Source organism: Hyphomicrobium sp. (assembly GCF_019744875.1).
GTDB lineage: Bacteria > Pseudomonadota > Alphaproteobacteria > Rhizobiales > Hyphomicrobiaceae > Hyphomicrobium_C.
This window is the reverse complement of sequence record NZ_JAIETU010000005.1, coordinates 713210-737002: the sequence shown is the minus strand read 5'-3', so window position 1 is coordinate 737002 and position 23793 is coordinate 713210. Positions and strand designations below refer to the sequence as shown.

The window sequence follows — 23793 nt, the reverse complement described above, 5'->3', positions numbered from 1 at the left end:
GGGAGGTGTGAGAGGCGATCGAAGCCGCCCTACTGCGGTGCCATGCGTACGATGCGGCCATTGGCATCGTCGGTGACGAGATAGATGGCCCCGTCCGGGCCTTGTTTCACGTCGCGCACCCGTTCGCCGATGTCGTCGGCGAGAATCTCCTGCGCGATGACCTTGCCGTCCTTCATCACCAGGCGCTGCACATGCATGTACTTGAGCGCGCCCACCAGAATGCTGCCCTTCCAGCCGGGAAAGAGATCGCCGGTATAGAAAGTGAGCGACGACGTCGCGATTGACGGGTTCCAATAGTAGACCGGCTGTTCGAGGCCCGGCTTGGACGTGATCCCCTCACCGACCGGCGAGCCGGAATACTCCTTGCCGTAGATGATGATCGGCCAGCCGTAGTTCTTGCCGGCCTCGGGCTGGTTCAGCTCGTCGCCACCCTGCGGACCATGCTCGAGCGTCCAGAGCTTGCCCGTCGCCGGATCGATCGCCGCGCCCTGAACGTTGCGATGCCCGATCGACCACACCTTCGGATCCCAGCCGTCGATTTTCGGATTGTCCGCGGCTGCCGCGCCATCGCCAGTGATGTGGATCACTTTGCCGACCGTGTTGGCCGGGTTCTGCGACTCCTGCCGCGCGATGTTGCGCTCTCCGGTCGTCAGAAACAGCGTGCCATCGTCCGCGAATGCAATGCGCGATCCGAAGTGGTGGAAGCTCTTGAAGGCGGGCTCCTGGCGGAAAATCACGGAGAGGTCTTCGAGCTTGCCGTTATCGCCGTCGAGCACCAGCCGGGCCCGCGCGAGGCTGGTGGCGTTCGCTCCACCCTCGCGTGGCTCCGAGTAGGAGAAATAGATGCGTCCGCTGTCGAGGTAGTCCGGTGCCAGCGCCACGTCGAGCAACCCGGCCTGATTTTCGCTCACGACCTCCGGCACGCCGCTGATCGGATCGCCAAGCGTCCCGTCCTTGGCGACCACACGAAGCCGCCCCGCTTTTTCCGTGACCAGCATCCGCCCGTCCGGCAGAAATTCCAGAGCCCACGGATTTTCGAGACCCTTGGCGACCGTCTTGAGCGTCACGGCTGTCTTGGGAGCCTCCGGCGCGTTGGTCTGCTCGGCGACTGCAGGCGGCGTCATGAGAAACAGCAAAGGAGCGGTGAGGCTCAAGCGGGGAATCATAAAGACCTCGTTGGCTGGAAAAGTGTCCCCCACATGTAGTGAGCGAAAGGCGATTGCCGAGACCCGCCACCGACGAAGTCACCCGCCGAATTGTCATTTGTGCGGGCTTTGCCCATATAGTGGCCCCATGAGCGCACACGCACCCCTCCGCTACGTCAAGATGAACGGCCTCGGCAACGAGATCCTCGCGGTCGACTTGCGCGGCAGCGGACGCACCCTTAATGCAAGCGAAATCAAGACGCTGGCCGCAAACCCCGCGACGGCGTTCGACCAGATGATGGTGATGCTGCCGCCGCGCACACCGGGCACGGCCGCGTTCGTACAGATCTTCAATACCGACGGATCCGAATCCGCCGCCTGCGGCAACGGTACGCGCTGCATCGGCTGGCTCGAGCGCGAGCGCACCGGCCAATCCGCCATGCGCTTCGAAACGCGATCCGGCCTCGTCGCCGTTTCGATCGAAGACATCTCCGCCATCACCGTCGACATGGGCGAGCCGCGCTTCGGCTGGGAAGACATTCCGTTGTCGGAGCCTTTCCACGACACGCGCGCCATCGAGCTTCAGATCGGCCCCATCGACGCGCCGATCCTGCATTCGCCGTCGGTTGTGAACGTCGGCAATCCGCACGTCGTGTTTTGGGCCGACAAGCCGGTCGACACCTATGACCTCGGCCGTTTCGGGCCGATGATCGAGAACCACCCGTTGTTTCCCGAGCGCACCAACGTGACACTGGCCGAAGTGACGTCGCGCACCGCGATCAAGATCCGCACATGGGAACGCGGCGCAGGCCTCACGCGGGCGTGCGGCACCGCCGCCTGCGCGTCCGCGATCTCGGCCATGCGCAAGCGGCTTACCGACCGCAAGATCACCGTGACGCTGCCCGGCGGCGACCTGGTCATAGAATGGACCCCCGAAAACCGCATTCTCATGACAGGTCCGGTCGAAATCGAGCATGTGGGAGAAGCCGGGCCGGCCGCGGCCGCGCCCGTGTAAGGCAACGCGTGAGGCGAATGGTAGCCTGCCCGCGATCCGGATCGGCACCTGACGCTTAAGTCTTGGAGACTACAGAATTTAATGAGCCTCGCGCGCATCCCCTACTGAGCGAACAGTCGCTACGGCGCTTCCCCGCCTTGTTCGGCGCCCTCGATTGCCCTAATCACCCGGGAACGTCGCGTGACAATGTCCCCCGAAAGACCGATGTCCGAACCCCAGATCGTAACCCTCGGCTGCCGGCTCAACGCCTACGAGTCCGAGGTCATGCGCCGCCACGCGGCCGACGCGGGGCTCACCGATTGCGTGATCGTCAACACGTGCGCCGTGACGGGCGAAGCCGTGGCGCAGGCCCGCCAGACCATTCGCCGCCTGCGCCGCGATCATCCGGCGGCGCGCCTCATCGTCACCGGCTGCGCCGCCCAGATCGAACCTGAAACATTCGCCGCCATCGACGGCGTCGATCATGTCGTCGGCAATGCCGAGAAGCTCGACCCGGCGACCTTTCGCGCCCTGGCAGACGACGGCCTCGCGCGCGTCGCCGTCAACGACATCATGGCCGTCAAGGAGACGGCGCATCACATGATCGAGGGCTTCGGCCTGGCGCGCGCGTTCGTGCAGATCCAGAACGGCTGCGATCACCGCTGCACCTTCTGCATCATTCCGATGGGCCGCGGCCCGTCCCGCTCCGTGCCCGCGGGCGAGATCGTCGCGCAGGTCCGCAAGCTCGTCGAAGCGGGCTCCCCCGAGATCGTCCTTACCGGCGTCGACATCACGTCCTATGGCGCCGACCTGCCCGGCCCCATGACGCTGGGCCGCCTCGTCAAGCAGGTGCTCAAGCACGTGCCCGCGCTGCCGCGCCTGCGCCTCTCGTCCGTCGATCAGGTCGAGGCGGACGAGCACCTGCTCGACGCCATCGCCACCGAGCCGCGCCTGATGCCGCACCTCCACCTGTCGATGCAGGCTGGCGACGATCTGATCCTGAAGCGCATGAAGCGCCGCCACCGCCGCGATGACGCCATCCGTTTCTGCGATGAGGTTCGCCGACTGCGTCCGGACGTAATCTTCGGCGCCGACCTGATCGCAGGTTTCCCGACCGAGACCGAAGAGATGTTCGCCAACACGCTGGACCTGATCGAGAGCTGCGGTCTCACGTACCTGCATGTCTTCCCGTTCTCGCCGCGCAAGGGCACCCCCGCCGCGCGCATGCCGCAGGTCGACCGCCCGGCCATCAAGGAACGCGCCATCCGGCTGCGCGCCGCGGGCGAGACCGCCCACGCCCGCTACCTCGACCGCCTGAAGGGACAACGCATCGAAATTCTGATGGAACGCGATCAGCTCGGCCGCACGCCGCAATACGCCGAGGTCCACGTCGACCGGCACGTCCCCGTGGGATCGATGCAATGGGCCACCCTCGGCAGCCATAACGGCCGTCGCGTCAACGGGACGGTCCACGCGTGAGCACCGGCGAACCGAAGAAAAAGGGACTGTTCAGCCGCTGGCTCCGGCCAGGCTCCGACGCACCCGCGGCGCCGGAAGCCCTCGCGCCCGAAACGCACGCACCCGAAGAACCCGCGCTTGAAACGCCGGCACCTGAGAGCACGTCTCAGCCTGAGCCCGCGCTCGACAGCACCGAGCTGGACGTCGCGCACGCTGACGACACGCCTCACGTCGAAGCGCCGCTCCCCATAGAACCCGAAGACCCCGAGCCCGCGACGCCACCGCCCCCGGCAGCGCCCCCCGCACGCCTCGGGTGGTTCGAGCGCCTCAAGCAGGGCATGGCCAAGACGTCGTCGCGGCTCACCGAAAGCATCACCGGCCTCGTCACCAAGAAGAAGCTCGACGCGGACACGCTCGAAGAGCTGGAGGAAGTGCTGCTTGCCGCCGACCTCGGCATCGAAACGTCGGCGCGCATCACGGACGCACTGTCCAAAGGCCGTTTCGGCAAGATGGTCACGCCGACGGAAATCCGCGAAATCTTGGCCGACGAAGTGGCGCGCGTTCTCGAGCCCGTCGCCCACCCGCTCGTCATCGATGCCAGCCACAAGCCGCATGTCGTGCTCGTGCTCGGCGTCAACGGCAGCGGCAAGACCACCACCATCGGCAAGCTGGCCTCCAAGCTCTCGCGCGAAGGCCACCGCGTCATGCTCGCCGCCGGCGACACGTTCCGCGCCGCTGCCATCGATCAGCTCAAGGTCTGGGGTGAGCGCACGGGCGCGCCCGTCATCGCCCGCGACGTCGGCGCCGACGCGTCGGGTCTCGCCTTCGACGCGCTCAAGGATGCGCGCGAAGCCGGAACGGACGTTCTGCTCATCGACACCGCTGGCCGCCTTCAGAACAAGGAAGGCCTGATGGCCGAGCTGGAGAAAGTCGTCCGCGTGCTGCGCAAGGTCGACGAGACGGCCCCGCACGACGTGCTCCTCGTGCTCGATGCGACGACGGGCCAGAACGCGATGCAGCAGGTGGAAGTATTCGGCAAGCGCGCCGGCGTGACAGGCCTCATCATGACGAAGCTCGACGGCACCGCGCGCGGCGGCATCCTCGTCGCCATCGCCGCCAAGCACGGCCTCCCTGTTCACGCCATCGGCGTCGGCGAGGGTGTCGAAGATCTGCAAAGTTTCTCTGCGAAGGATTACGCCCGCGCCATTGCCGAACTTTGACGCCGGACGTTTCGAACGGACTCCGCCTGCCGCGAACGCACAACCAGGGACGACCAAGGGACCATGAGCCGCAAAAGCCTCTATCCGTTCAACGCCGAGCAGACCGTCAACATTATGAGCGAGTTCGGTCCGCTGGTGACGATGTTCGTCGTCAACGCGTTGTACGGCATCAACGCCGGAACCTGGGCTCTGATCACGACCACCGTCCTCGCCATCATCGCGATGATCTACATGTTCCACCGTCCGCCGGTGTTCCCGCTGATCGCCTCGACGGTCACGATCGTCTTCGGCGCCCTGACCCTGATCACGCACGACCCGATGTGGGTGCAGATCAAGGTCACGATTTTCAACGCGATGTTCGCGTGCTTCCTGTTTCTCGGCCTCTATCTCAAGCGCAACTTCTTCCAGTACGTGTTCGAGAAGACCTTCCACTACACTGAGGCCGGTTGGAACGCCTTTACGAAGAGCTTCGCCTGGTTCTTCCTGTTCACGGCGCTGCTGAACGAAGCCGTGCGGCTCTACTTCAAGGACGATCAGGTCTACAACGTCCTGGGACACGCCATGAACGGCTTGGACATCTGGATCGCGTTCAAGCTTCTCGTCGTCCTTCCGCTGAGCGGGCTCTATGCGTGGGTCCTGACGAAGCTGATGAGCAAGCACCACCTCTAAGGCGCACCCCTCTGCACCGCCCAAAGCAGCGCCGATAAAAATGGAACGTCGATGAGCCAGACCGAGATGAAGACCGAAACGCAGGACAGCGGCACGCAGCAGCTCCTGAAATTCCTCGTCGAGCTCGGTCCGCTCGTCGTGTTCTTCATCGTCAATTCGCGCGCCGGCATCTTCTACGGCACGGGCTGCTTCATCGCCGCGACAATCGTCTCGCTGATCGCCTCCCGCTTCCTGTTCGGGCGCGTGCCTGTCATGCCGCTCGTCTCGGGCGTGGTGGTTCTCGTCTTCGGCGGACTGACGCTGTGGCTGCAGGACGAGCTGTTCATCAAGCTCAAGCCCACCATCGTCAACACCATCTTCGCAAGCGTGCTGTTCGGCGGGCTGTTCTTTGGAAAGTCGCTGCTGCGCTACCTGTTCGGCGACGTGTTCAGCCTGACGGAAGAAGGCTGGCGCAAGCTCACCTTCCGCTGGGCCTGCTTCTTCGTGCTGCTCGCGGTGCTGAACGAATTCGCCTGGCGGTTGCTGTCGACGGACTCGTGGGTGGCCTTCAAGGTATTCGGCATCATGCCGATCACGATGGTCTTCGCCATTGCCCAGGTCGGGCTCCTGCAGCGCCATGCGCTCGACAAGCCCGAGGACGAAGAGCAAACGCCGGTCTAATGGCGCGAGCGCCCATCATGGCCGCACACCGGCGGCCATGATGGATTTCGGAGCAGGCGTTACGCCGCCTTCTTGAGCATGTTGCGCTCGATCAGCGTCTCGGCGATCTGCACCGTGTTGAGCGCCGCGCCCTTCAAGAGATTGTCCGACACGACCCACATCGCGAGGCCATTCTCGGTCGTCGCGTCCTCGCGGATGCGCGACACATAGGTCGCGTATTCGCCGGCTGCCTCGACCGGGGTCACGTAGCCGCCCGGCTCGCGCTTGTCGACGACCAGGATGCCCGGCGCATTGCTCAGAAGCTCGCGCGCCTCCTCGACCGAGATCGCACGTGCGAACTCGATGTTGACCGATTCCGAATGGCCGACGAACACCGGCACGCGCACGCACGTAGCGGTGAGCTTGATCTTGGGATCCAGGATCTTCTTCGTCTCCGCCATCATCTTCCATTCTTCCTTCGTAAAGCCGTCTTCCATGAAGACGTCGATATGAGGAATGCAGTTGAAGGCGATCTGCTTCGGGAACTTCGTCGGTTCCACTTCCGTGCCCGGCACGTATTTGGCCTTGGTCTGCGACCAGAGCTCGTCCATCGCATCCTTGCCCGCGCCCGACACGGACTGATAGGTCGAAACGACCACGCGCTTGATCGTCGCCGCGTCATGCAGCGGCTTCAGCGCGACGACGAGCTGCGCCGTCGAGCAGTTCGGGTTGGCGATGATGTTCTTCTTCGAAAAGCCCGCGAGCGCGTCCGGGTTGACCTCCGGCACGACGAGCGGCACGTCCCGGTCGTAACGCCAGCACGACGAGTTATCGATCACGACGCAACCCATGGCGCCGATGCGGGGGCTCCACTCCTTTGACACGGAGGAGCCCGCCGACATCAGGCAGATGTCGACCTTCGAGAAATCGAACTTTTCGAGATCCTGGCATTTGAGTGTGCGATCGCCATACGACACTTCCGTTCCGAGCGAACGGCGCGAAGCAATGGCAAACACCTCATCGGCCGGGAAACGGCGCTCGGTCAGCACATTCATCATCTCGCGCCCGACGTTTCCGGTGGCGCCGACGACAGCGACTTTGTAGCCCATGGTCTCGATCGTCCTTTCAGCAGCGAGACGCCACGGTGGGGCGCCCAGCTAGGGAATATCCTAGGCCGTGTCGAAAAATTGGAATTTATCCTAGGCGGCGTTGACTTACGCGCCGCGGACCCCGCTTTCAAGGACCAATTGGTTGAAGCCGCACCCAGGCCCTCCGGCCGCTGCGCTTTGACACGGCTGCCGCATCACTTTAGGTCGGAGGCTCGGTTCCGGATCAGAAGGTTAGCCTTGCGGACACCTCCCCCCTCTCAGCCCGCGGGCCCGCCCGCCGTATTGCCGGATGCGTCCTGGCCGCCCGGCGTCACGCCGACCGAGCAATATGCCGCCGCCGTCGACTACGTCCGCGAGGCTGACGGGCATCTGTTCGTCACCGGCCGCGCCGGCACCGGCAAGTCGACGCTGCTGCGCGCTCTCAAGGCAACGCTCGATCACGAGCTCGTCGCGGTCGCGCCGACCGGCCTCGCCGCCGTCAACGTCGGCGGCCAGACCATTCACTCCTTCTTCGGCCTTCCCCCGCGCCTCATTCGCCCCGACGACATCCGCCGCAGCCGCAACGGCCAGGTGATGCGCAAGATCAGCTTCCTGGTCATCGATGAAGTGTCGATGGTTCGTTCGGATCTGATGTGGGCCATCGACCAATCGCTGCGCGTGAACCGCGGCCGCCCGCGCGAAGCGTTCGGCGGCGTCCGTCTCATCATGTTCGGGGATCTGCATCAGCTTCCGCCCGTCGTGCAGGAAGCCGAGGTCGCCCAGCACCTGGACTCGGAGTTCGGCGGCCCGTTCTTCTTTTCCTGTCCGGCCCTCGGAGAGGGCGCGGGAACCGCACGCCTCGAGCTGACGCACGTCTTCCGCCAGAGCGACGAACGGCTGATCTCAGTCCTGAACCGCATTCGCGACGGCGAGGCCGACGAAGACGACCTCGCCGATCTGAACACGCGCGTCAGCCCCATCCGCACCCTCAGCGAGGGCGAGCAGTTCGTCATCCTGACGCCGACCAACGCCGCCGCCCAGCGCATCAACTCGGCCTATCTCGACGCTCTCCCCGCCCAGCCTCGCACCTACGAGGCCGGCATCACGGGCGACTTCACGTCGGCGTCTCATCCAACCGACAGCGCTCTCACTCTTAAAGTGGGCGCCAAGGTCATCATCCTGCGCAACGACCCGGACCGCCGCTGGGTGAACGGCACCATCGCCCGCATTTCCCGGCTCGAAGAAACGAAGGTGTTCGTCGAAGTGGCAGGACGCGAGCACGAGCTGGAGCCCGCGAGCTGGGAGCAGCGCCGCTACGCCTACGACAAGGACCAGGAGAAGATCGTCGGCACGGTTGCAGGCACCTTCAAGCAGTATCCCGTCCGCCTCGCCTGGGCGCTCACGATCCACAAGGCGCAGGGGCTGACGCTCGACAGCGTCTACATCGACCTCGGCCGCGGGACGTTCGCGCACGGACAGGCCTACGTCGCATTGTCGCGGTGCCGGACACTGGAGGGCATGGCCCTGGCCCGCACCCTCACGCCACGGGACATTCTCTTTGATCCGGCCGCCATGGGCTACCGCGACCGCTTCCCAAGTCTTCAGCCGTAAGAGCATGATTTTTCGACAGTTTCTCGCACGTGCGAAGGGCGCGTGCTGGAGTGCTGTCATATACTCAGGATAAGATACCGATCGGTAACAGTATTTCTCCAACGGAGAATTTCGTACCGCAGGGCAGCAAATTTTAATGTTGCACCGCAGCAAAATGCTGCTATGGTCACGATCGAAGAGTTCAGACGTTGCCCGGACAAGTCGCATCGCCCGCAGACGTCACTCAGTCCCAAGATTTTGCAACAGGAGCATTCCCGTGAACGACTTTACCCGCCAGACGCAAGACTTCATCGCCGCCGCCAAGGAAGCCCGCATTCCGGAGCAGGTCCAGGCCATCGCTGAGGACAGCGTTTCCAAGGCTCGCGAGACCTACGGCAAGTTCAACACCGTCGCCAAGGACAACGCCAAGGTCCTCGAGGAAGTGCTGATCGCAGCACAGGCTGGCGCCAAGTCGATCGGCGACAAGGTCCTGAAGAACACCGAGACCAACACGGAAGCCGTTTTCGAGGCTGCCCAGGCTCTCGCTCGCGCCAAGACCTTCCCTGAGTTCCTGCGCCTCCAGACGCAGTTCGTGCAGCAGCAGTTCACGACCGCTGGTGCCCAGTCGAAGGAGCTCTTCGAGCTTTCGACCAAGGTTGCACAGCAGACCTTCGAGAGCCTGAACTCGGCTGCCACGAAGAGCTTCGACCAGATCAAGAAGGCCAGCTAATCGGCTTTCGACGTTTCACTCTCGCGCACGACGTGAAGCCCGGCGACTTAGGTCGCCGGGCTTTTTTTATGACCAAAAAATAATTGCTTCGCGTCCGGCGCGTGGAGCCTTTCACGCATCGAAATTCGCGCTATAGTGCGGGAATGTTAGGGTCGCGTTCCGATATCAAAATTCGCAAAGGCCGGCTCGCCGATGCCGCATCGGTCGCGGAGACCTTTAGGCAGTCTTGGCTGCAAGCCTACCGCGGCATCCTTCCTCAGACCCATCTCGACGACATGATCCGCCGGCGCGGCCCCGAATGGTGGGCGAGCGTCATTCGCAGCGGCGATGGTTTGCTCGTCATCGAATCCTCGCGCACCGTCGTCGGCTACTCCACGCTCGGGTTTTCGCGCACGCGCGGCCCCTACCAGGGCGAGATCTACGAGCTCTACATTGCGCCGGTCCATCAGGGCCTCGGTCTCGGCGAACACCTGTTCGAGGGATGCCGCCACGGTCTCGACCAGCGCCGCCTCAAGGGCCTCATCGTCTGGGCGCTCGCCGACAACACGATGGCGACCGACTTCTACTGGCGCCGGGGCGGCCGCCCCGTGAAGCAGGCCATTGAGAACATCGGCAGCCGCAAGCTCGAAAAGATTGCATTCGCTTGGCCGGCCTGAGGCCGCGGCACGCCCAGCACATCTCCCTTCTTACGCTTGCCTCACATCGGACTGCGCCCGGCCGCACCCTGAACCGCGGGTTCCGCCGGGCACGAGCGCTGACGCGCCACCGTATCCGCGAGCTTCCGCGCCAGCACGATGGCGTCGAGATTGGCCAGCGCATCGACGTAGGCCACCTGACAGGCTTCCCGATCCGTCACGCGCATGACCACCAGCACCTCACCGGCTCCCGACGGGCTTTCCGTGAAGTAGCGCACGATGGTGGCGTAGGGCACGGGCTGCTCGCCGCGCACCACGAACCGCCACTCGATCGTGCTCCGCTGGCCGCGCTTGTCGAACAACGTATTGAAAGCACGAAGCGTTTGCCGCGCAGCTCGGCGCTTGTGCGCATCCGGACCGACGCTCAGGTACGTGCCGCGGCTGCCTTCCGACACATAGACCGGATAGCCCGGCAGCCCCGCGCACATCCGCGCCTCGCCGGACCGGTCGCCAGGCGCCGGTTTGCAGTGCGCAAAATCAAGCGCTGTATAAAGACTTTTGACGGGTTGGATCGCCTCCGCGCGGGTGCACGAAAGTACGATCAGAAACGCCATCAGATGCGCAGAGCGCCAGCTCATCGGCAGACCTCCCACGCCAGCCTGATCCCTGGGCTTCCTTGTACACGCCATCTTGGCCAAAATCCGTGGCGCGCGCGGTTCATTCTGCCCGCAGCAGACCCTCGACCGTTGACAACCGACTCCTGGCCCAAGAGCCGCACTTCCGCTCCGCCACACACATGCTATATCGCGCGCAATCGAAACACGAGGTTGCGATGAGCGAGGTCAGAATCGCCGTGACTGGAGCAGCGGGCCGTATGGGCCGCGAGCTGATCCGTGTGATTTCCACGACGTCGGGCTGCGTCCTGAGCGGCGGCACGGAAAACCGCTCCTCGCCCCACATCGGCGCCGACCTCGGCATTCTCGCCGGCCTCCCCGCCCTCGGCATCGCCGTCACCTCGAACGCTCGCGACCTCGTCAGCCGGTCCGACGCCATCATCGATTTCACCGCGCCCGCCGCCACCATCGAAATGGCCGAGCTGGCCGGCCAGGCCGGCATCGTGCACGTCATCGGCACGACCGGACTGGACGAGCGCGACGAGACCGCAATCAAGTCTGCCGCCCGCCATGCTACCGTCATCAAGGCCGGTAACATGAGCCTGGGTGTCAACCTGCTGACGGCTGTGACGCGGCGCATCGCCGAAGTCCTCGACGCGGATTTCGACATCGAGATCGTCGAGATGCATCATCGTCACAAGGTCGACGCCCCCTCGGGGACCGCACTGATGCTCGGCGCCGCCGCGGCCGAGGGGAGAAAGATCGATCTCAAGTCGAACGCAGACATGGTGAGGGACGGCTACACCGGACCGCGCAAGCGCGGCAACATCGGGTTCGCCACGTTGCGGGGCGGTTCCGTCATCGGCGACCACACCGTCATCTTCGCGGGCGAAGGCGAGCGCATCGAGATCACTCACAAGGCCGGCGATCGGAGCATCTTCGCGCGTGGTGCCGTCAAGGCGGCACTCTGGGGCCAAGGCAAAGGACCCGGACTTTTCAGCATGAGCGATGTATTAGGAATTTGAAACGCATGTCGACGTTGCAAAGGACGAAACGGGTAGACTCCATGACGAACAAACTCGTGCTCGTGCGCCATGGAGAGAGCGAATGGAACAAGAAGAATATCTTCACCGGCATTCGCAATCCGGACCTCACCGATAAGGGCGTGATCGAAGCCCTTTGGGCCGGCCGCGTCCTGAAGTCCGAAGGCCTCCGGTTCGACGTCGCCTTCACCAGCAAGCTCAAGCGCGCCCAGCACACCCTCGACATCATCCTCGGCGAAATCGGCGGCGATGCCCCCGAAGTGTTCGAGAACGCCGCGCTGAACGAGCGCGATTACGGCGAGCTCTCCGGCCTCAACAAGGAAGAGGCCCGTGAGCGGTGGGGCGAAGAGCAGGTGCTCGCCTGGCGCCGCAGCTTCGACATTCCCCCTCCGGGCGGCGAGAGCTTGAAGCACACGGCCGACCGCGTCCTGCCCTACTATCAGGAATTCATCTGGCCGCACGTGGCCGCCGGCAAGAACGTCATCGTCGCCGCGCACGGCAACTCGCTGCGCGCACTCATCATGTCTCTCGAGAAGCTCTCCGAGGATCAGATCCTCGACCGCGAGCTTGCAACGGCAGCCCCCCAGGTCTACCGGATGACCGAAACGGGCGACGTCGCAGAATACCGCGAGCTGGTCCGTTCTGAAGGCCGCGACAGTGGCCTTGGCTGATCATCTGGCCCACGACACGACCGCAGCCAACCACCGCCGCGACCGCTGGATCGGCGTCTACATCGGCGTGCTCGCCGTCATCCTGGCCGTCTGCACGCTCGGCGGCGGCAACGCCGCCAAAGACGCCACGCTCAAGAACATCGAGGCCGCGAACACCTGGAACTTCTTCCAGGCCAAGAACTTGCGCCGCCATGTCCTGAGAACGCAGGCCGACGAACTGGAGCTGGTCGCGCTTGCGAACCCATCCCTCAGCGCCGAGACCCGCGCGGCCATCGAAAAGAAGGTCGCCGACTACAAGGCCGAGGATCGCAAGCTCACCTCCGATCCCAAATCGGGCGAAGGCCTCGACGAGCTGTTCATGCGCGGCAAGGCGCTCGAAACCGCCCGCGACCTCGCGCTCCGCAAGGACCCGTACTTCGACTACGGGCAGGCCCTTCTGCAGATCGCCATCGTGCTGGCGTCCGTCGCCATCATCTCGGGTGGGTCCGCCGTCCTCATCGCCAGCGCCGTCATGGGTGTCGCGGGCACGGTGATCACCCTCAACGGCTTCCTGCTTCTCGTCGCCGTCCCCTTCATAGGTTAACGCCGCCCGCCCGCGTCGCGGCCGTCGGGCGAGACGCCCAGGCTTAGGTCCGCTTGCAGGGCGCGAGGCGGCGCGGTAGTACGCGAGCCACGCAAACCCAACCCTCGGACGGAACCTCGACACATGACGACGCTCAAGCTGCTTCTCCTGCCCGGCGATGGCATCGGCCTTGAAACCATGGCCGAGGTGGAACGCATCATCTCCTTCTTCAACAAGAAGAGCGGCACGTCCAAATTCCAGACCGAGTTCGACCTCGTCGGCGGCTCGGCCTACGACAAGCACGGCGTCGCCGTGACCGACGCCTGCGTCGCCAAGGCCAAGGCTTCTGATGCGGTGATCTTCGGCGCCGTCGGCGGCCCGCAGTGGGACAAGGTGCCCTACGAGGTTCGTCCCGAGGCCGGCCTGCTCCGCCTGCGCAAGGATCTCGACCTGTTCGCCAACCTGCGCCCCGCCATTTGCTATCCCGCGCTGGCCGACGCCTCCTCGCTCAAGCGCGAGCTGGTCGAAGGCCTCGACATCATGATCGTGCGCGAGCTCACCGGCGGCGTCTACTTCGGCGAGCCGAAGGAAATCGTGACGCTCGAGAACGGCCAGAAGCGCGCCATCGACACGCAGATCTATACGACGCGCGAAATCGAGCGCATCGCCAAGGTCGCTTTCGACCTCGCCCGCAAGCGCGGCAACAAGGTCCATTCGGCCGAGAAGCGCAACGTCATGAAGACCGGCGTGCTGTGGAACGAGGTCGTGACCGCGACCCACAAGTCCTACGCCCCGGACGTCGAGCTGCACCACATCCTGGCCGACAACTGCGCCATGCAGCTCGTCCGCAACCCGAAGCAGTTCGACGTCATCGTCACCGATAACCTCTTCGGCGACGTGCTGTCGGACGAAGCGGCGATGGCGACCGGCTCGCTCGGCATGCTCCCCTCGGCCTCGCTCGGCGCCGAGAACCCGACGACCGGCAAGCGGCTCGCCCTGTACGAGCCCGTTCACGGCTCGGCCCCGGACATCGCCGGCAAGGGCCTCGCCAATCCGATCGCGACCATCGCGAGCTTCGGCATGGCGCTGCGCTATTCGTGCGGCATGGGAGCGGAGGCCGATCTCATCGACCAGGCCATCGCCGGCGTCCTTTCGGATGGCTATCGCACGGGCGACATCATGCAGCCCGGCATGCGCCAGGTCGGCACCACCGAGATGGGCGGCGCGATCCTCGCCAAGCTCGAAAAGCTGGTTGGCTGATCCGGCAGCAGCCTTAAACCCTGCCCCGGTCATCGAATTCGACGTAAAAAAGGCGGCCCTCCTTTCGGAGAGCCGCCTTTTCGTATGGACGCTTGGGGGAGACAGGCTCGATCCCAGGTGCGCCTTAGTCCTTGGTGATCACGAACACCTTGAAATCCTTGTCGAGGCGGAAATCGTACTGGCCGGACTTGCACTTGACGTCCTCAGCCTCGTACACGCCCGAACCCTCGGTCTCCTTCTCGTAGCTGCCGCCTTCGCAGCCCCAGGCGGCAACGGCGTCCTTGATCTTCGCCGATTCATCAGCGGTCGGCTTGTCGTCTGCAAATGCTGCGGTCGAGCAGAATGCGAGAGCGGCGGCGAGGGCTACGGTGCGCTTCATGATAGATCTCCTTGAGAGAAAAGCAGGAATATTTCCCATAATTGATTGCCGCGCCGCAGCAAGTCTAGAGGGACTTATTCCCAAAATATCCGGGAGAGCCATAATGCCTTGAAGCGTTATGCAAAATATTCCGAGCGACTGAGCCCAGACAGGCGCAAACCAGCGAGGCCGATTCGGCTCTTTGCGAAAATAAATTCCCGATTGCTCGAAATTCGATCAGATCGAATCAGAGATTTCGCAGCGCAACAGTCTTGACGCTGTGGTCCTGCGCCTTGTGCAGGATCAGCCGCGCACGCGGACGGGTCGGCAGGATGTTGTCGACCAGGTTCTTGAGGTTGATCGTCCGCCAAAGCTCCAGCGCCCGCGCCACCGCGTTGTCGTGCGTGAGCGTCACGTAGCGATGGAAGAACGACGCCGGATCCCGGAACGCCGTGCTGCGGAGCCGCATGAAGCGCTCCACGTACCACCGCTCGATCAGCTCAGGCTCCGCGTCGATGAAAATCGAGAAGTCGATGAAATCCGACACGAAAGGCCCCGCGTCCGACCCGCGCTCGTACGTGGCGGGCTGCAGCACGTTGAGGCCCTCGACGATCAGAATGTCCGGCCGGTCGATGACGACCGTCTGCCCCGGCATGATGTCGTAGAAGAAGTGGGAGTAGACCGGAGCCTCGATCGCGGCCTTGCCGCTTTTGACGTCGGCCAGGAACTTGATCAGCCGGGCCGTGTCGAAGCTCTCCGGAAACCCCTTCCGGTTCATCAGGTCGCGCGCTTCAAGCTCCCGGTTGGCGTACAGGAAGCCGTCGGTCGTCAAAAGATCGACGCGCGGATGGTCCGGCCATCGCGCCAGAAGCGCTTTGAGCACGCGCGCTGTCGTACTCTTACCGACTGCAACCGACCCCGCCACACCGATGATGAAGGGGACCTTGCAGTCGGTCCGGCCGAGAAAGGTCGAGCTCACCGCATGCAGTTTTTGCGCTGCAGCAACGTACAGATTGAGCAGGCGTGACAAAGGGAGATAAATTGTCTCCACCTCCTCGACGCTCAGCTCCTCCAGGATGCCGGATAGAATCTCAAGCTCTTGAGATTCCAGCGTCATTGGGGTGTCGGCGCGCAGTTTAGCCCACTGCTCGCGAGTAAAAATCCGGTAGGGAGAAAAATTCAGGTCGCCGCTCGACCGGCTGCGTCCGTCAGACGCCGGGCCTTTGCCCGCATCCGCGATATCCAGCGCCGTGGTCATGTTCGCACCCGGGAGCCTCACCTGGCTCCTCCTTCAAAGTTGCACACACACGGGGCCGCGCCAACCGCATCGACGATTGCCGGCCCTGGCGCGAGCCGGTCAGCGCGAACGCGCCGCCTTCTCTTCCAGACCAGATTGACCGGCCCGCTTGTCCAGGACAGCCAGCACGTCGTCCCAGGCGACACCGCGCGCCTCGAGGAGCACCAGCAAATGATAAAGAAGATCCGCCGCTTCCGCACGCAGCGCCGCATCGCCCTCGCCGGCGCCGGCCAGCACCGTCTCGATGGCTTCCTCGCCGAGCTTTTTGGCGCAATGCGCCGGACCCTTGTCCAGCAATTGCCGCGTATAGGACGCGGACGCGGGCTCGCTCCGCCGCGCCTTAATCGTCGCGGCCAGACGGGAAAGAACGTCGTTGCTCATGGTATTCGCTTTCGTGCCGGGAAGAGACCGCCGCGCCAACATCCCACCGGCGCAGAACCGGCGCGGCAGAACACGGCGTTAAGCACCGTGGGAGCGCGCTGTCCAGTCCTCAGCCTTCGCGAGCTTAACGTGCCACGCCCATTTCCGACGAAGGTAGGGCACCTCATCTTGCGAAAAAGCGAACGGCGAACCCTTTAGCCGCCTGTCGCGCCCGTCAGCCGCATGCGGATGTAGTCGAGCTGATCGAAATTCCCGTACTTGATCACGAGGTTGCCGCTCTCGCCCGAACCGCGCTTGACCTCGACCTTGAGGCCGAGCGTATCGGCCAGCTCCTTTTCGAAGGCCTTCGTATCCGGATCCTTGTCCCGGACCTTGCGCGCCCCCGTCGGACCCGCAACGCCGATCGGGCCCGCCTGCCCCAAGGCCTCAGCTTCGCGCACGTTGAGCCCCTGCTCAACGATCCTGAGCGCCAGCGCCTCCGCGTCGTCGCGCCCGACCAGCGCGCGTGCGTGCCCGGCCGTCAGCCGGCCATCGAGAACATACGCCTGGACCGGCGCCGGCAGCTTGAGAAGACGCAGAGTGTTCGCCACGTGGCTGCGGCTTTTGCCAATAATCTCGGAGACTTGCTCCTGGCTATAGTCGAACCGCTCGATCAGCTCCCGGTAGCCGTTCGCCTCTTCGATGGCGTTGAGGTCGGCGCGCTGGACGTTCTCGATAATCGCGAGTTCGAGAACTTCGCGGTCCGACAGGTCGCGGATAATGACCGGGACCATATGCAGCCCGGCCTTCTGGGAGGCGCGCCAGCGCCGCTCACCAGCGACGATTTCGTAGGCCTGGGCATCCTCAGGATGCGGCCGGACCACGATGGGTTGTACGAGACCCTTGGTGCGGATCGATTCCGAAAGCTCGGCCAGATCCTGCTCGACGAAATCCTTGCGCGGGTTGAACCGGCCGCTGCGCAACTGGTCCACGGGGCAAAGCCGCTGCTCGCCCTCCGCCGGCAGACGCGGCTGGCTTTGCGGCGACTCCCCGATCAGAGAGGCCAATCCCCGGCCGAGCCGGCTCTTGGGTAGCGCTGAGTTCATGACTTGACCCGTTTATCGTGTGTTTTAAGGCCGTTACGCAGCTTTCGTGTGACGCTCGCGTTCGATGATCTCGGTCGCAAGGCGAATGTAGGCCTGGCTGCCCGCGCAGTCGTAATCGTAGAGAAGGATCGGCTTGCCGTGCGAGGGAGCCTCCGCGACCCGCGTGTTCCGCGGGATCATCGATTCGTAGACCTTGGGGCCGAAGAAGGCCCGTACTTCGTCGGCGACTTCGCGCGAGAGCGTCGTCCGCGCGTCATGCATGGTCAGCACGACGCCCTGGATTTCGAGGCGCGGATTGAGCGTCGCCCGGATCTGATCGATCGTGTCCTTGAGCTGCGAAATGCCTTCCAGCGCGAAAAACTCGCACTGAACAGGCACCAGAACGGCATTTGCCGCCGCCAGCGCGTTCAAGGTTAGGATATTGAGCGACGGCGGGCAGTCGATCAGGACGTACTTGAAGGCCTGATCGGCGGGTTTCGACTGCGCCTGCGCCACGAGCGCCGCGACCGCGTCCCGCAGCTTGTAGGCGCGGCTGGCATCTCCCGAAAGATCGGCTTCGAGGCCGACCAGGTCCGAGTTCGCCGGTACGACGAAAAGTCCAGGAATTGCAGTCGGAACGGCCGCCTCGATGAGGCTCACGGTACCGAGAACGGCATCGTAGGACGTAAGTTTCCGGGCATCCGGCGGCACGCCGAGGCCCGTCGACGCGTTGCCCTGCGGATCGAGATCCAACACGAGCACGCGCTCGCCGATCGCGGCCAGCGCCGTTCCGAGATTAATCGCGGTCGTGGTTTTGCCCACGCCGCCCTTCTGATTGGCAATCGCCAGAACTCTGAGGTTCGAACCAGGGCCTGTCACGGGGCTAACCCTCCGACTTAACAGCCAAATTTCTCAAGATCACGATGCGCGCCTCGTCGTCGGTCAAACTCGGCTCGGTCGTGGCGTCAAACCGGAATGCGTCTGCCGCCTGGGCCAGTTCCGCCGCCGCATCGCGCCCTTTCGGGAACACAGCCACGGTATGAGGCGAAAAATACGGGAATACGAGCCCCAACAGCTTCGGCAAAGGCGCCAACGCACGCGCAGTGATCACGTCTCTTATCTGAGACTTAGCCTGAGTCGCGAATTTTTCGCTCCGCTCCGTGCGAATCTCCACAGCCACGCCGGTCTTGCGGGCCACCTCGCCCAGGAACGCGGCCTTCCGCGAATCCGATTCCACGAGCGTCATGCGGGCCGCCGGATCGCGTTCGGCCAGTAGAATGGCCAGAACGAGCCCCGGAAACCCGCCTCCGGACCCTAAATCGAGCCAGTTTCGCGGGCCGGCGCTTTTTTCTCCCTCCGGTTTGTCCGCCTCAAACGCCACGAACTGTGCCGATTCACGTGAAACAGCAAACAGTTGGGCTGAATCCGCGAAATGGCGGTGCCAAACGTCGTCCAGGGTCGACGGGGCGACGAGGTTGATCGTCCGCTGCCACGTCTTGAGCAGCGTCTCATAGGTCTTGAGCCGGTCGAGGGTTTCACGTGAAACGCCGAAAGCCTGTTGGAACGCCTCGGCGCTGCCGATGTGGGCCGGACGCGGGCTCATGAGGCCTTCTTTTGCGCCGCTTGCTTCTTCACGGCCGCCAGAATCACCATGAGCGCCGCCGGCGTCATGCCTTCGAGGCGCGCGGCTTGCGCGAGCGTGGCCGGCCGCTGCGTCGCCAGCTTGAGACGCAGCTCCGCTTTGAGGCTCGGAAGCGCCGCATAGTCAAAATCCGCCGGGATCGCGATCCCCTCATCTTTCCGCAGCGCCGCCACATCGAGCTCCTGCCGACGCACGTAAGAGGCGTACCGAGCGTCAATTTCTGTTTGCGCCGCAACCGCCGGGTCGACGGAAAGAAGCTCAGGCCAAATCTCAGCCAAGCGCGCGAAGGTCACTGCAGGATAAGACAGAAGTTCGAATGCCGAACGCCGCCTCCCGTCCTGGTTAATTTCGATTCCGATTCGTTCCGCTTCTGACGGTGTGAGCGTTTTTTGAGAAAGTAGATTAGCAGTATCACGTAATGCATTGTTTTTATTATGATACGACCGTGAACGAACGAGGCTCACGCACGCAATGTTCTCACCCAGCGGCGTTAACCTTTGATCGGCGTTATCTGCCCGCAGCCGCAAGCGAAATTCGGCGCGCGACGTGAACATTCGATAGGGCTCCGTGACCCCTCGCGTCACCAGATCGTCGATCATGACGCCGAGATAGGCATCGGCGCGCGAAACAACGAAGGTTTTGGCCCCGCCGGACGCCCGCAAGGCGGCATTGATGCCCGCAGCCAGCCCCTGAGCGCCCGCTTCCTCGTACCCGGTCGTGCCATTGATCTGCCCGGCCAGAAAAAGCCGGCCCAGGATCTTGGTTTCGAGCGTCGGCAGCAACGCGCGCGGGTCGACGTAATCGTATTCGATCGCGTAACCAGGACGCTTTAACATAACGCGCTCAAGTCCTGGTAATGTCTTAAGAAAAGCCTCTTGCACATCGGCGGGCAAAGACGTCGAAACGCCGTTCGGATAGACCGTCTCGCCGTCGAGGCCTTCCGGCTCGAGAAACACCTGGTGCGCCGCCCTGTCGGCAAACCGCACCACCTTGTCCTCGATGGACGGGCAATAGCGCGGCCCCTTGGACGCGATCTGCCCCGAATACATCGGCGATCGCGCCAGATTTGCGCGAATGATCTCGTGCGTGGCCTCCGTCGTCGCCGTTACGGCGCATGTCACTTGGCGGTTGGTGATGCGCTCGGTCAGGAACGAGAACGGCACGGGCTCCTCGTCGCCCGCCTGCTGCTCGAGCGAATCCCAATCGATCGACCGCCGGTCGAGGCGCGCGGGCGTTCCGGTCTTGAGCCGGCCCATTGCGAGGCCCAGCCCATAGAGCCGCTCGGAGAGCTTCAGCGCGGGCGCGTCGCCAACCCGACCTGCCGAATGAGTTTGATCGCCTAAGTGGATGAGACCGTTTAGAAAAGTACCAGTCGTCAACACCACAGCGCCGGCCCGGATACGCACGCCGGCCTGCGTGACGATGCCGCCGACCTCGCCCCCATCGACGATCAGATCTTCGACCGCGCCTTCGAGCACAGTGAGCCCCGGCGTCGCGCGGACAGCCGCCTGCATCGCCTCGCGGTAGAGCGTCCGGTCCGCCTGCGCGCGCGGGCCCTGCACGGCCGGCCCCTTCGACCTGTTGAGCAACCGGAACTGAATGCCGGCCGCGTCCGCCACGCGGCCCATGAGGCCGTCGAGCGCGTCGATTTCGCGAACCAGATGACCCTTCCCGAGACCACCAATCGCGGGGTTGCACGACATTTCTCCGATGGTCGCGAACTTGTGCGTGACGAGCGCCACCGACGCGCCCATGCGCGCGGCAGCGGCGGCCGCTTCCACGCCCGCATGTCCGCCGCCCACGACGATCACATCGAAAGTTGTCTCGTCCATCCGCTTTCGCCCATCCAAGAGTCCGGCGAGAGATACAGGACGCCTGCGCGAGGGTCAAAGCGCACGCAAGCCGTGGAAATCTCCGTTTTGATGTGGAAAGGGAGATTCCGCCGCTTACGGACACCTCATTTCCAGCCGACGCTACCTCGGCGTTTGTTGGGGGGAGTGCTGTATGCTGAAAGGTGTCACGGGGGTGAGCGTTGGGGTGAGCGTCGCGTTGACGCTGAGCGGCTGTGCGGGCCGCGCGCCGGAGATTTCCCCGCTCGTGCTGGCGTCCGACAAGCACGTGACGTGCGAGGCCATCGAGGCCGAGACGCGCATCAATAATGCCAAGATCACCGACCTTTCCGCCGAGCAGGGCTTCAAGCTCGGCCAGAACGTCGTTGCAGGCGTCGCGGGCATCTTCGTGTGGCCGGCCTGGATCGGGCTCGACTTCCAGAACGCAGCCGGCAAGGAGGCCGACGCCCTCTCCCAGCGCAACGCGCACCTTCTCGCGCTCGCCCGTGACCGCTGCCGCCCCAAGTCTCAGACCGCAAGCCTGCCTGATGTGCCGGATACGGTCGTCGTCCAGTCGGCATTCGCCTCCAACGCCGACATGCAGTCCGCCCTGAGCCGTTAGGCGGTTTGACGGGGCGGGCAAAGCGCTCCCTGACTGGCGATGAGACACTCACCCACACTGTCATCCTAGGCCTTGTGCCTAGGATCCAGCTCTCGGCCGGAGACGCCTCGAACGGCGAGCGCACGTCCGGCGCCGCGCGATGCGCAAGACGGGTGCCGTCGCTGATTCACGTGAAACATCGGGTGCCAGTATCCGCGCAAAAGTGGATTCACGTGAAACATTGCATGCCGATTGAGCTGCTACGCGACCCCCGTGTCGCTCCCGACGTCGCCCTTCACTGTCATCCTCGGGATCATGGCGCAGCCATGCTCGCAGGGACGCCCGAGGACCCAAGGTTCAGCATGGGAAGGGGACTCACCAGGAAGCATGACTTGGCCGCCACCTCCACGCTTCGTTGCCGCTGCGCGATGGATCCTAGGCACGAGGCCTAGGATGACTCCCAGGACGGGCGGCACCGCCAGCGCGCACAACCGGCATCAACCCCGGCAAGATTTGGATTCACGTGAAACGGATCGTGCTGGGAGACGCGATGCTCCCACGCATCGCCGCGAAAGAGGATTCACGTGAAACACATCGTGCCACGCGGGGATCGTCGCCCGCGCAATCGAACCCGACATCCTCGTACCCGCCCGCACGCCCGGAGCGCTGCGCGAAGATTGACTTGCGTGGGTCCCGACCTGCGTCGGGATGACGGACCGATGAGGATGGGTCGGTTCAGGCGCGAAATGGATTCACGTGAAACGGATCGTGACCAGCGGCGATGCTTCAGCGCGTCGCCGCAAAAAAGTGGATTCACGTGAAACATTGCGTGCCACTTGGCCGTCGCAAGCCGCAGCCAGACAAGACCAGGCCGCTCTACTTTCCGATGCAGAAGCGTCCGAACACCTGATCCAGAACGTCCTCGACATCCACGCGGCCCGTGATGCGCCCGAGCGCGTCTGCCGCAAGCCGCAAATCCTCCGCACGAAGCTCCACATCCTCCGATGCGCCGTCGAGGAAGGCCTGGAGATTGTCACGGCAGGCTTCCACGAGCCGCCGGTGACGGACTTGCGTGAGAGCAGGTTCCGCATGGTGACCGATGCGCTCGGAAGCGATCACCGCAATGCGCTTGATGAGCGCGTCGAGCCCGTCGCCAGTCGTCACCGATAGTGGCACCATGTCATCCGGCAGCGCCGCGGGTGCCGTGCCGCCCGCCATCAGGTCTGTCTTGTTGAGCACCAGCAGCGTGCGCTCGGCGAGCGGCGCCAGCGCCGGCGGCAATGCGGTCTCCGGCGCCGACGCTTCCGTGAGCCAGAGCACGAGATCGGCCGCTTCCGCCGCCACAAGGCTGCGCCGCATGCCTTCGCGCTCTACATCTCCGGCGGCCTCGCGAAACCCGGCCGTGTCGGAAACGATGACCGGCAGCCCGCCGAGATCCAGCCGCACTTCGATCACGTCTCGCGTCGTCCCGGCTTCCGACGAAACGATCGCCGCGTCCCGCCGCGCCAGAGCATTCAGCAGGCTCGACTTGCCCGCGTTCGGCGGACCGACGAGCGCCACCCGAAACCCGTCGCGCAGGATCTCACCGCGGTGACCGTCCTCGAGGTGATGGATCACCGCTTGGTTGAGCACCTTGATGACGGATGTCGCCTCGGAGAAGGTGCGCGTCCCGACATCGCCTTCATCGGCGAAATCGAGACCGGCTTCGATCAGCGCGAGCGCATCGACGAGGCTTGCGCGCCAGCCGTCGTAGAGATCAGACAGAGCGCCCGAGGCCTGCGCGAGCGCCTGGCGCCGCTGGCCTTCGGTCTCCGCATCGATGAGGTCGGCAAGACCTTCCACCTCGGCGAGATCGACCTTGCCCGCTTCGAATGCCCGCCTCGCGAACTCGCCGGGCTCGGCCATGCGCAGCCCCGGCAGCAGGCCGAGCGCGGTGAGCACCGCCGCCACCACAGCGCGCCCGCCGTGCAGATGAAGCTCCACCACGTCCTCGCCCGTGAAACTCGCCGGAGCCGGAAACCAGAGCACCACTCCGCGATCGAGCTTGTCGCCGCTCTCCGGATGACGGATGAACCGCCCGGTGGCGCGGCGCGCCTCGGGACGCGGCGCGGCCATGGCGTCGATCACGCGCCCGGCCGCCGTGCCCGAGATCCGCACGACGGCAACGCCGGCGCGGCCCGGTGCACTGGCAAGCGCAAAGATGGTTGGCTGAAGGGTGGTCGTCATGGCTAGTCTCGCTGGAACGCAACCTCGTCGGAACGCAAAGCCGTCACCCGCGACTTACCTGACACGGGCCGCAAAGC

Annotated in this window: 24 protein-coding genes; 13 read left to right on the top strand and 11 right to left on the bottom strand. The window is 64.2% G+C overall.

Going from position 1 to position 23793, the window contains the following annotated elements:
- Positions 1 to 29 precede the first annotated feature (29 nt).
- Positions 30 to 1166: a PQQ-dependent sugar dehydrogenase gene (locus K2Y42_RS13445; RefSeq protein ID WP_291153304.1), complete on the bottom strand. Its 1137-nt coding sequence runs from the start codon at positions 1164 to 1166 to the stop codon at positions 30 to 32.
- 127 nt (positions 1167 to 1293) lie between these two features.
- Here K2Y42_RS13445 and dapF point away from each other — a divergent pair, with 127 nt between their 5' ends.
- The 5 genes from dapF (at position 1294) to K2Y42_RS13420 (ending at position 6146) form a co-directional block, all read left to right on the top strand.
- Positions 1294 to 2160, top strand: coding sequence for a diaminopimelate epimerase (dapF, locus tag K2Y42_RS13440; protein ID WP_291153301.1), 867 nt, complete (start codon positions 1294 to 1296; stop codon positions 2158 to 2160).
- A 204-nt stretch (positions 2161 to 2364) separates the two neighbouring features.
- On the top strand, positions 2365 to 3618 hold the full coding sequence (gene mtaB, locus K2Y42_RS13435) for a tRNA (N(6)-L-threonylcarbamoyladenosine(37)-C(2))-methylthiotransferase MtaB (protein WP_291153298.1): 1254 nt from the start codon (positions 2365 to 2367) through the stop codon (positions 3616 to 3618).
- On the top strand, positions 3615 to 4817 hold the full coding sequence (ftsY, locus tag K2Y42_RS13430) for a signal recognition particle-docking protein FtsY (RefSeq protein ID WP_291153295.1): 1203 nt from the start codon (positions 3615 to 3617) through the stop codon (positions 4815 to 4817). The genes mtaB and ftsY overlap by 4 nt, the downstream gene beginning before the upstream one ends.
- A 63-nt stretch (positions 4818 to 4880) precedes the next feature.
- Positions 4881 to 5486 (top strand): septation protein IspZ, encoded by a 606-nt coding sequence (locus K2Y42_RS13425; protein WP_291153291.1) that lies wholly within the window; start codon positions 4881 to 4883, stop codon positions 5484 to 5486.
- 51 nt (positions 5487 to 5537) lie between these two features.
- The gene (locus K2Y42_RS13420) at positions 5538 to 6146 is read left to right on the top strand and encodes a septation protein A (RefSeq protein WP_291153290.1); all 609 of its coding nucleotides are present in this window, start codon (positions 5538 to 5540) and stop codon (positions 6144 to 6146) included.
- 59 nt (positions 6147 to 6205) lie between these two features.
- Here the strand turns inward: K2Y42_RS13420 and K2Y42_RS13415 are convergent, their stop codons facing one another.
- The gene (locus K2Y42_RS13415) at positions 6206 to 7234 is read right to left on the bottom strand and encodes an aspartate-semialdehyde dehydrogenase (protein WP_291153287.1); all 1029 of its coding nucleotides are present in this window, start codon (positions 7232 to 7234) and stop codon (positions 6206 to 6208) included.
- A gap of 237 nt (positions 7235 to 7471) precedes the next feature.
- Here K2Y42_RS13415 and K2Y42_RS13410 point away from each other — a divergent pair, with 237 nt between their 5' ends.
- From K2Y42_RS13410 to K2Y42_RS13400, 3 genes are all read left to right on the top strand, one after another.
- Entirely contained in the window at positions 7472 to 8824 is a 1353-nt protein-coding gene (locus tag K2Y42_RS13410) for an AAA family ATPase (RefSeq protein WP_291153284.1), read from the top strand.
- Between the two features lie 256 nt (positions 8825 to 9080).
- Positions 9081 to 9533 (top strand): phasin family protein, encoded by a 453-nt coding sequence (locus K2Y42_RS13405; RefSeq protein ID WP_291153282.1) that lies wholly within the window; start codon positions 9081 to 9083, stop codon positions 9531 to 9533.
- 143 nt (positions 9534 to 9676) lie between these two features.
- Positions 9677 to 10189, top strand: a complete 513-nt coding sequence (locus tag K2Y42_RS13400; RefSeq protein WP_291153281.1) for a GNAT family N-acetyltransferase — start codon at positions 9677 to 9679, stop codon at positions 10187 to 10189.
- 41 nt (positions 10190 to 10230) lie between these two features.
- Here K2Y42_RS13400 and K2Y42_RS13395 read toward each other — a convergent pair whose 3' ends face one another.
- A complete protein-coding gene (locus tag K2Y42_RS13395; protein ID WP_291153278.1) occupies positions 10231 to 10806 on the bottom strand; it encodes a hypothetical protein in 576 nt (191 codons plus the stop codon).
- 194 nt (positions 10807 to 11000) lie between these two features.
- Between K2Y42_RS13395 and dapB the strand changes: the two genes are divergently transcribed.
- The 4 genes from dapB to leuB all read left to right on the top strand — a co-directional run bounded on the left by dapB (position 11001) and on the right by leuB (position 14318).
- Positions 11001 to 11807 carry a 4-hydroxy-tetrahydrodipicolinate reductase gene (gene dapB / locus K2Y42_RS13390; protein ID WP_291153276.1) on the top strand — a complete coding sequence of 269 codons (807 nt, stop codon included), beginning with the start codon at positions 11001 to 11003 and terminating at the stop codon, positions 11805 to 11807.
- Between the two features lie 41 nt (positions 11808 to 11848).
- Positions 11849 to 12496: a 2,3-bisphosphoglycerate-dependent phosphoglycerate mutase gene (locus tag K2Y42_RS13385; RefSeq protein ID WP_291153273.1), complete on the top strand. Its 648-nt coding sequence runs from the start codon at positions 11849 to 11851 to the stop codon at positions 12494 to 12496.
- On the top strand, positions 12489 to 13079 hold the full coding sequence (locus K2Y42_RS13380; protein ID WP_291153271.1) for a DUF4337 domain-containing protein: 591 nt from the start codon (positions 12489 to 12491) through the stop codon (positions 13077 to 13079). Before K2Y42_RS13385 ends, K2Y42_RS13380 begins: the two co-directional genes overlap by 8 nt.
- Before the next feature lie 123 nt (positions 13080 to 13202).
- On the top strand, positions 13203 to 14318 hold the full coding sequence (gene leuB, locus K2Y42_RS13375; RefSeq protein WP_291153266.1) for a 3-isopropylmalate dehydrogenase: 1116 nt from the start codon (positions 13203 to 13205) through the stop codon (positions 14316 to 14318).
- Positions 14319 to 14442: 124 nt separating this feature from the next.
- Here leuB and K2Y42_RS13370 read toward each other — a convergent pair whose 3' ends face one another.
- The 7 genes from K2Y42_RS13370 to mnmG all read right to left on the bottom strand — a co-directional run bounded on the left by K2Y42_RS13370 (position 14443) and on the right by mnmG (position 20892).
- The gene (locus K2Y42_RS13370) at positions 14443 to 14697 is read right to left on the bottom strand and encodes a hypothetical protein (protein WP_291153263.1); all 255 of its coding nucleotides are present in this window, start codon (positions 14695 to 14697) and stop codon (positions 14443 to 14445) included.
- Between the two features lie 226 nt (positions 14698 to 14923).
- Positions 14924 to 15934, bottom strand: coding sequence for a type I pantothenate kinase (gene coaA, locus K2Y42_RS13365; RefSeq protein WP_291153260.1), 1011 nt, complete (start codon positions 15932 to 15934; stop codon positions 14924 to 14926).
- Between the two features lie 99 nt (positions 15935 to 16033).
- Positions 16034 to 16354 carry a phosphoribosyl-ATP diphosphatase gene (locus K2Y42_RS13360; RefSeq protein ID WP_291153257.1) on the bottom strand — a complete coding sequence of 107 codons (321 nt, stop codon included), beginning with the start codon at positions 16352 to 16354 and terminating at the stop codon, positions 16034 to 16036.
- Between the two features lie 194 nt (positions 16355 to 16548).
- Positions 16549 to 17439, bottom strand: a complete 891-nt coding sequence (locus K2Y42_RS13355; RefSeq protein WP_291153254.1) for a ParB/RepB/Spo0J family partition protein — start codon at positions 17437 to 17439, stop codon at positions 16549 to 16551.
- Positions 17440 to 17472: 33 nt separating this feature from the next.
- The gene (locus K2Y42_RS13350; protein WP_291153251.1) at positions 17473 to 18297 is read right to left on the bottom strand and encodes a ParA family protein; all 825 of its coding nucleotides are present in this window, start codon (positions 18295 to 18297) and stop codon (positions 17473 to 17475) included.
- Between the two features lie 4 nt (positions 18298 to 18301).
- Positions 18302 to 19021, bottom strand: a complete 720-nt coding sequence (rsmG, locus tag K2Y42_RS13345; RefSeq protein WP_291153248.1) for a 16S rRNA (guanine(527)-N(7))-methyltransferase RsmG — start codon at positions 19019 to 19021, stop codon at positions 18302 to 18304.
- Entirely contained in the window at positions 19018 to 20892 is a 1875-nt protein-coding gene (mnmG, locus tag K2Y42_RS13340) for a tRNA uridine-5-carboxymethylaminomethyl(34) synthesis enzyme MnmG (RefSeq protein ID WP_291153244.1), read from the bottom strand. The genes rsmG and mnmG overlap by 4 nt, the downstream gene beginning before the upstream one ends.
- Before the next feature lie 172 nt (positions 20893 to 21064).
- Here mnmG and K2Y42_RS13335 point away from each other — a divergent pair, with 172 nt between their 5' ends.
- Positions 21065 to 21511 (top strand): hypothetical protein, encoded by a 447-nt coding sequence (locus K2Y42_RS13335; RefSeq protein ID WP_291153241.1) that lies wholly within the window; start codon positions 21065 to 21067, stop codon positions 21509 to 21511.
- Between the two features lie 855 nt (positions 21512 to 22366).
- Here the strand turns inward: K2Y42_RS13335 and mnmE are convergent.
- Positions 22367 to 23716, bottom strand: coding sequence for a tRNA uridine-5-carboxymethylaminomethyl(34) synthesis GTPase MnmE (gene mnmE, locus K2Y42_RS13330; RefSeq protein ID WP_291153239.1), 1350 nt, complete (start codon positions 23714 to 23716; stop codon positions 22367 to 22369).
- Positions 23717 to 23793: the final 77 nt, after the last annotated feature.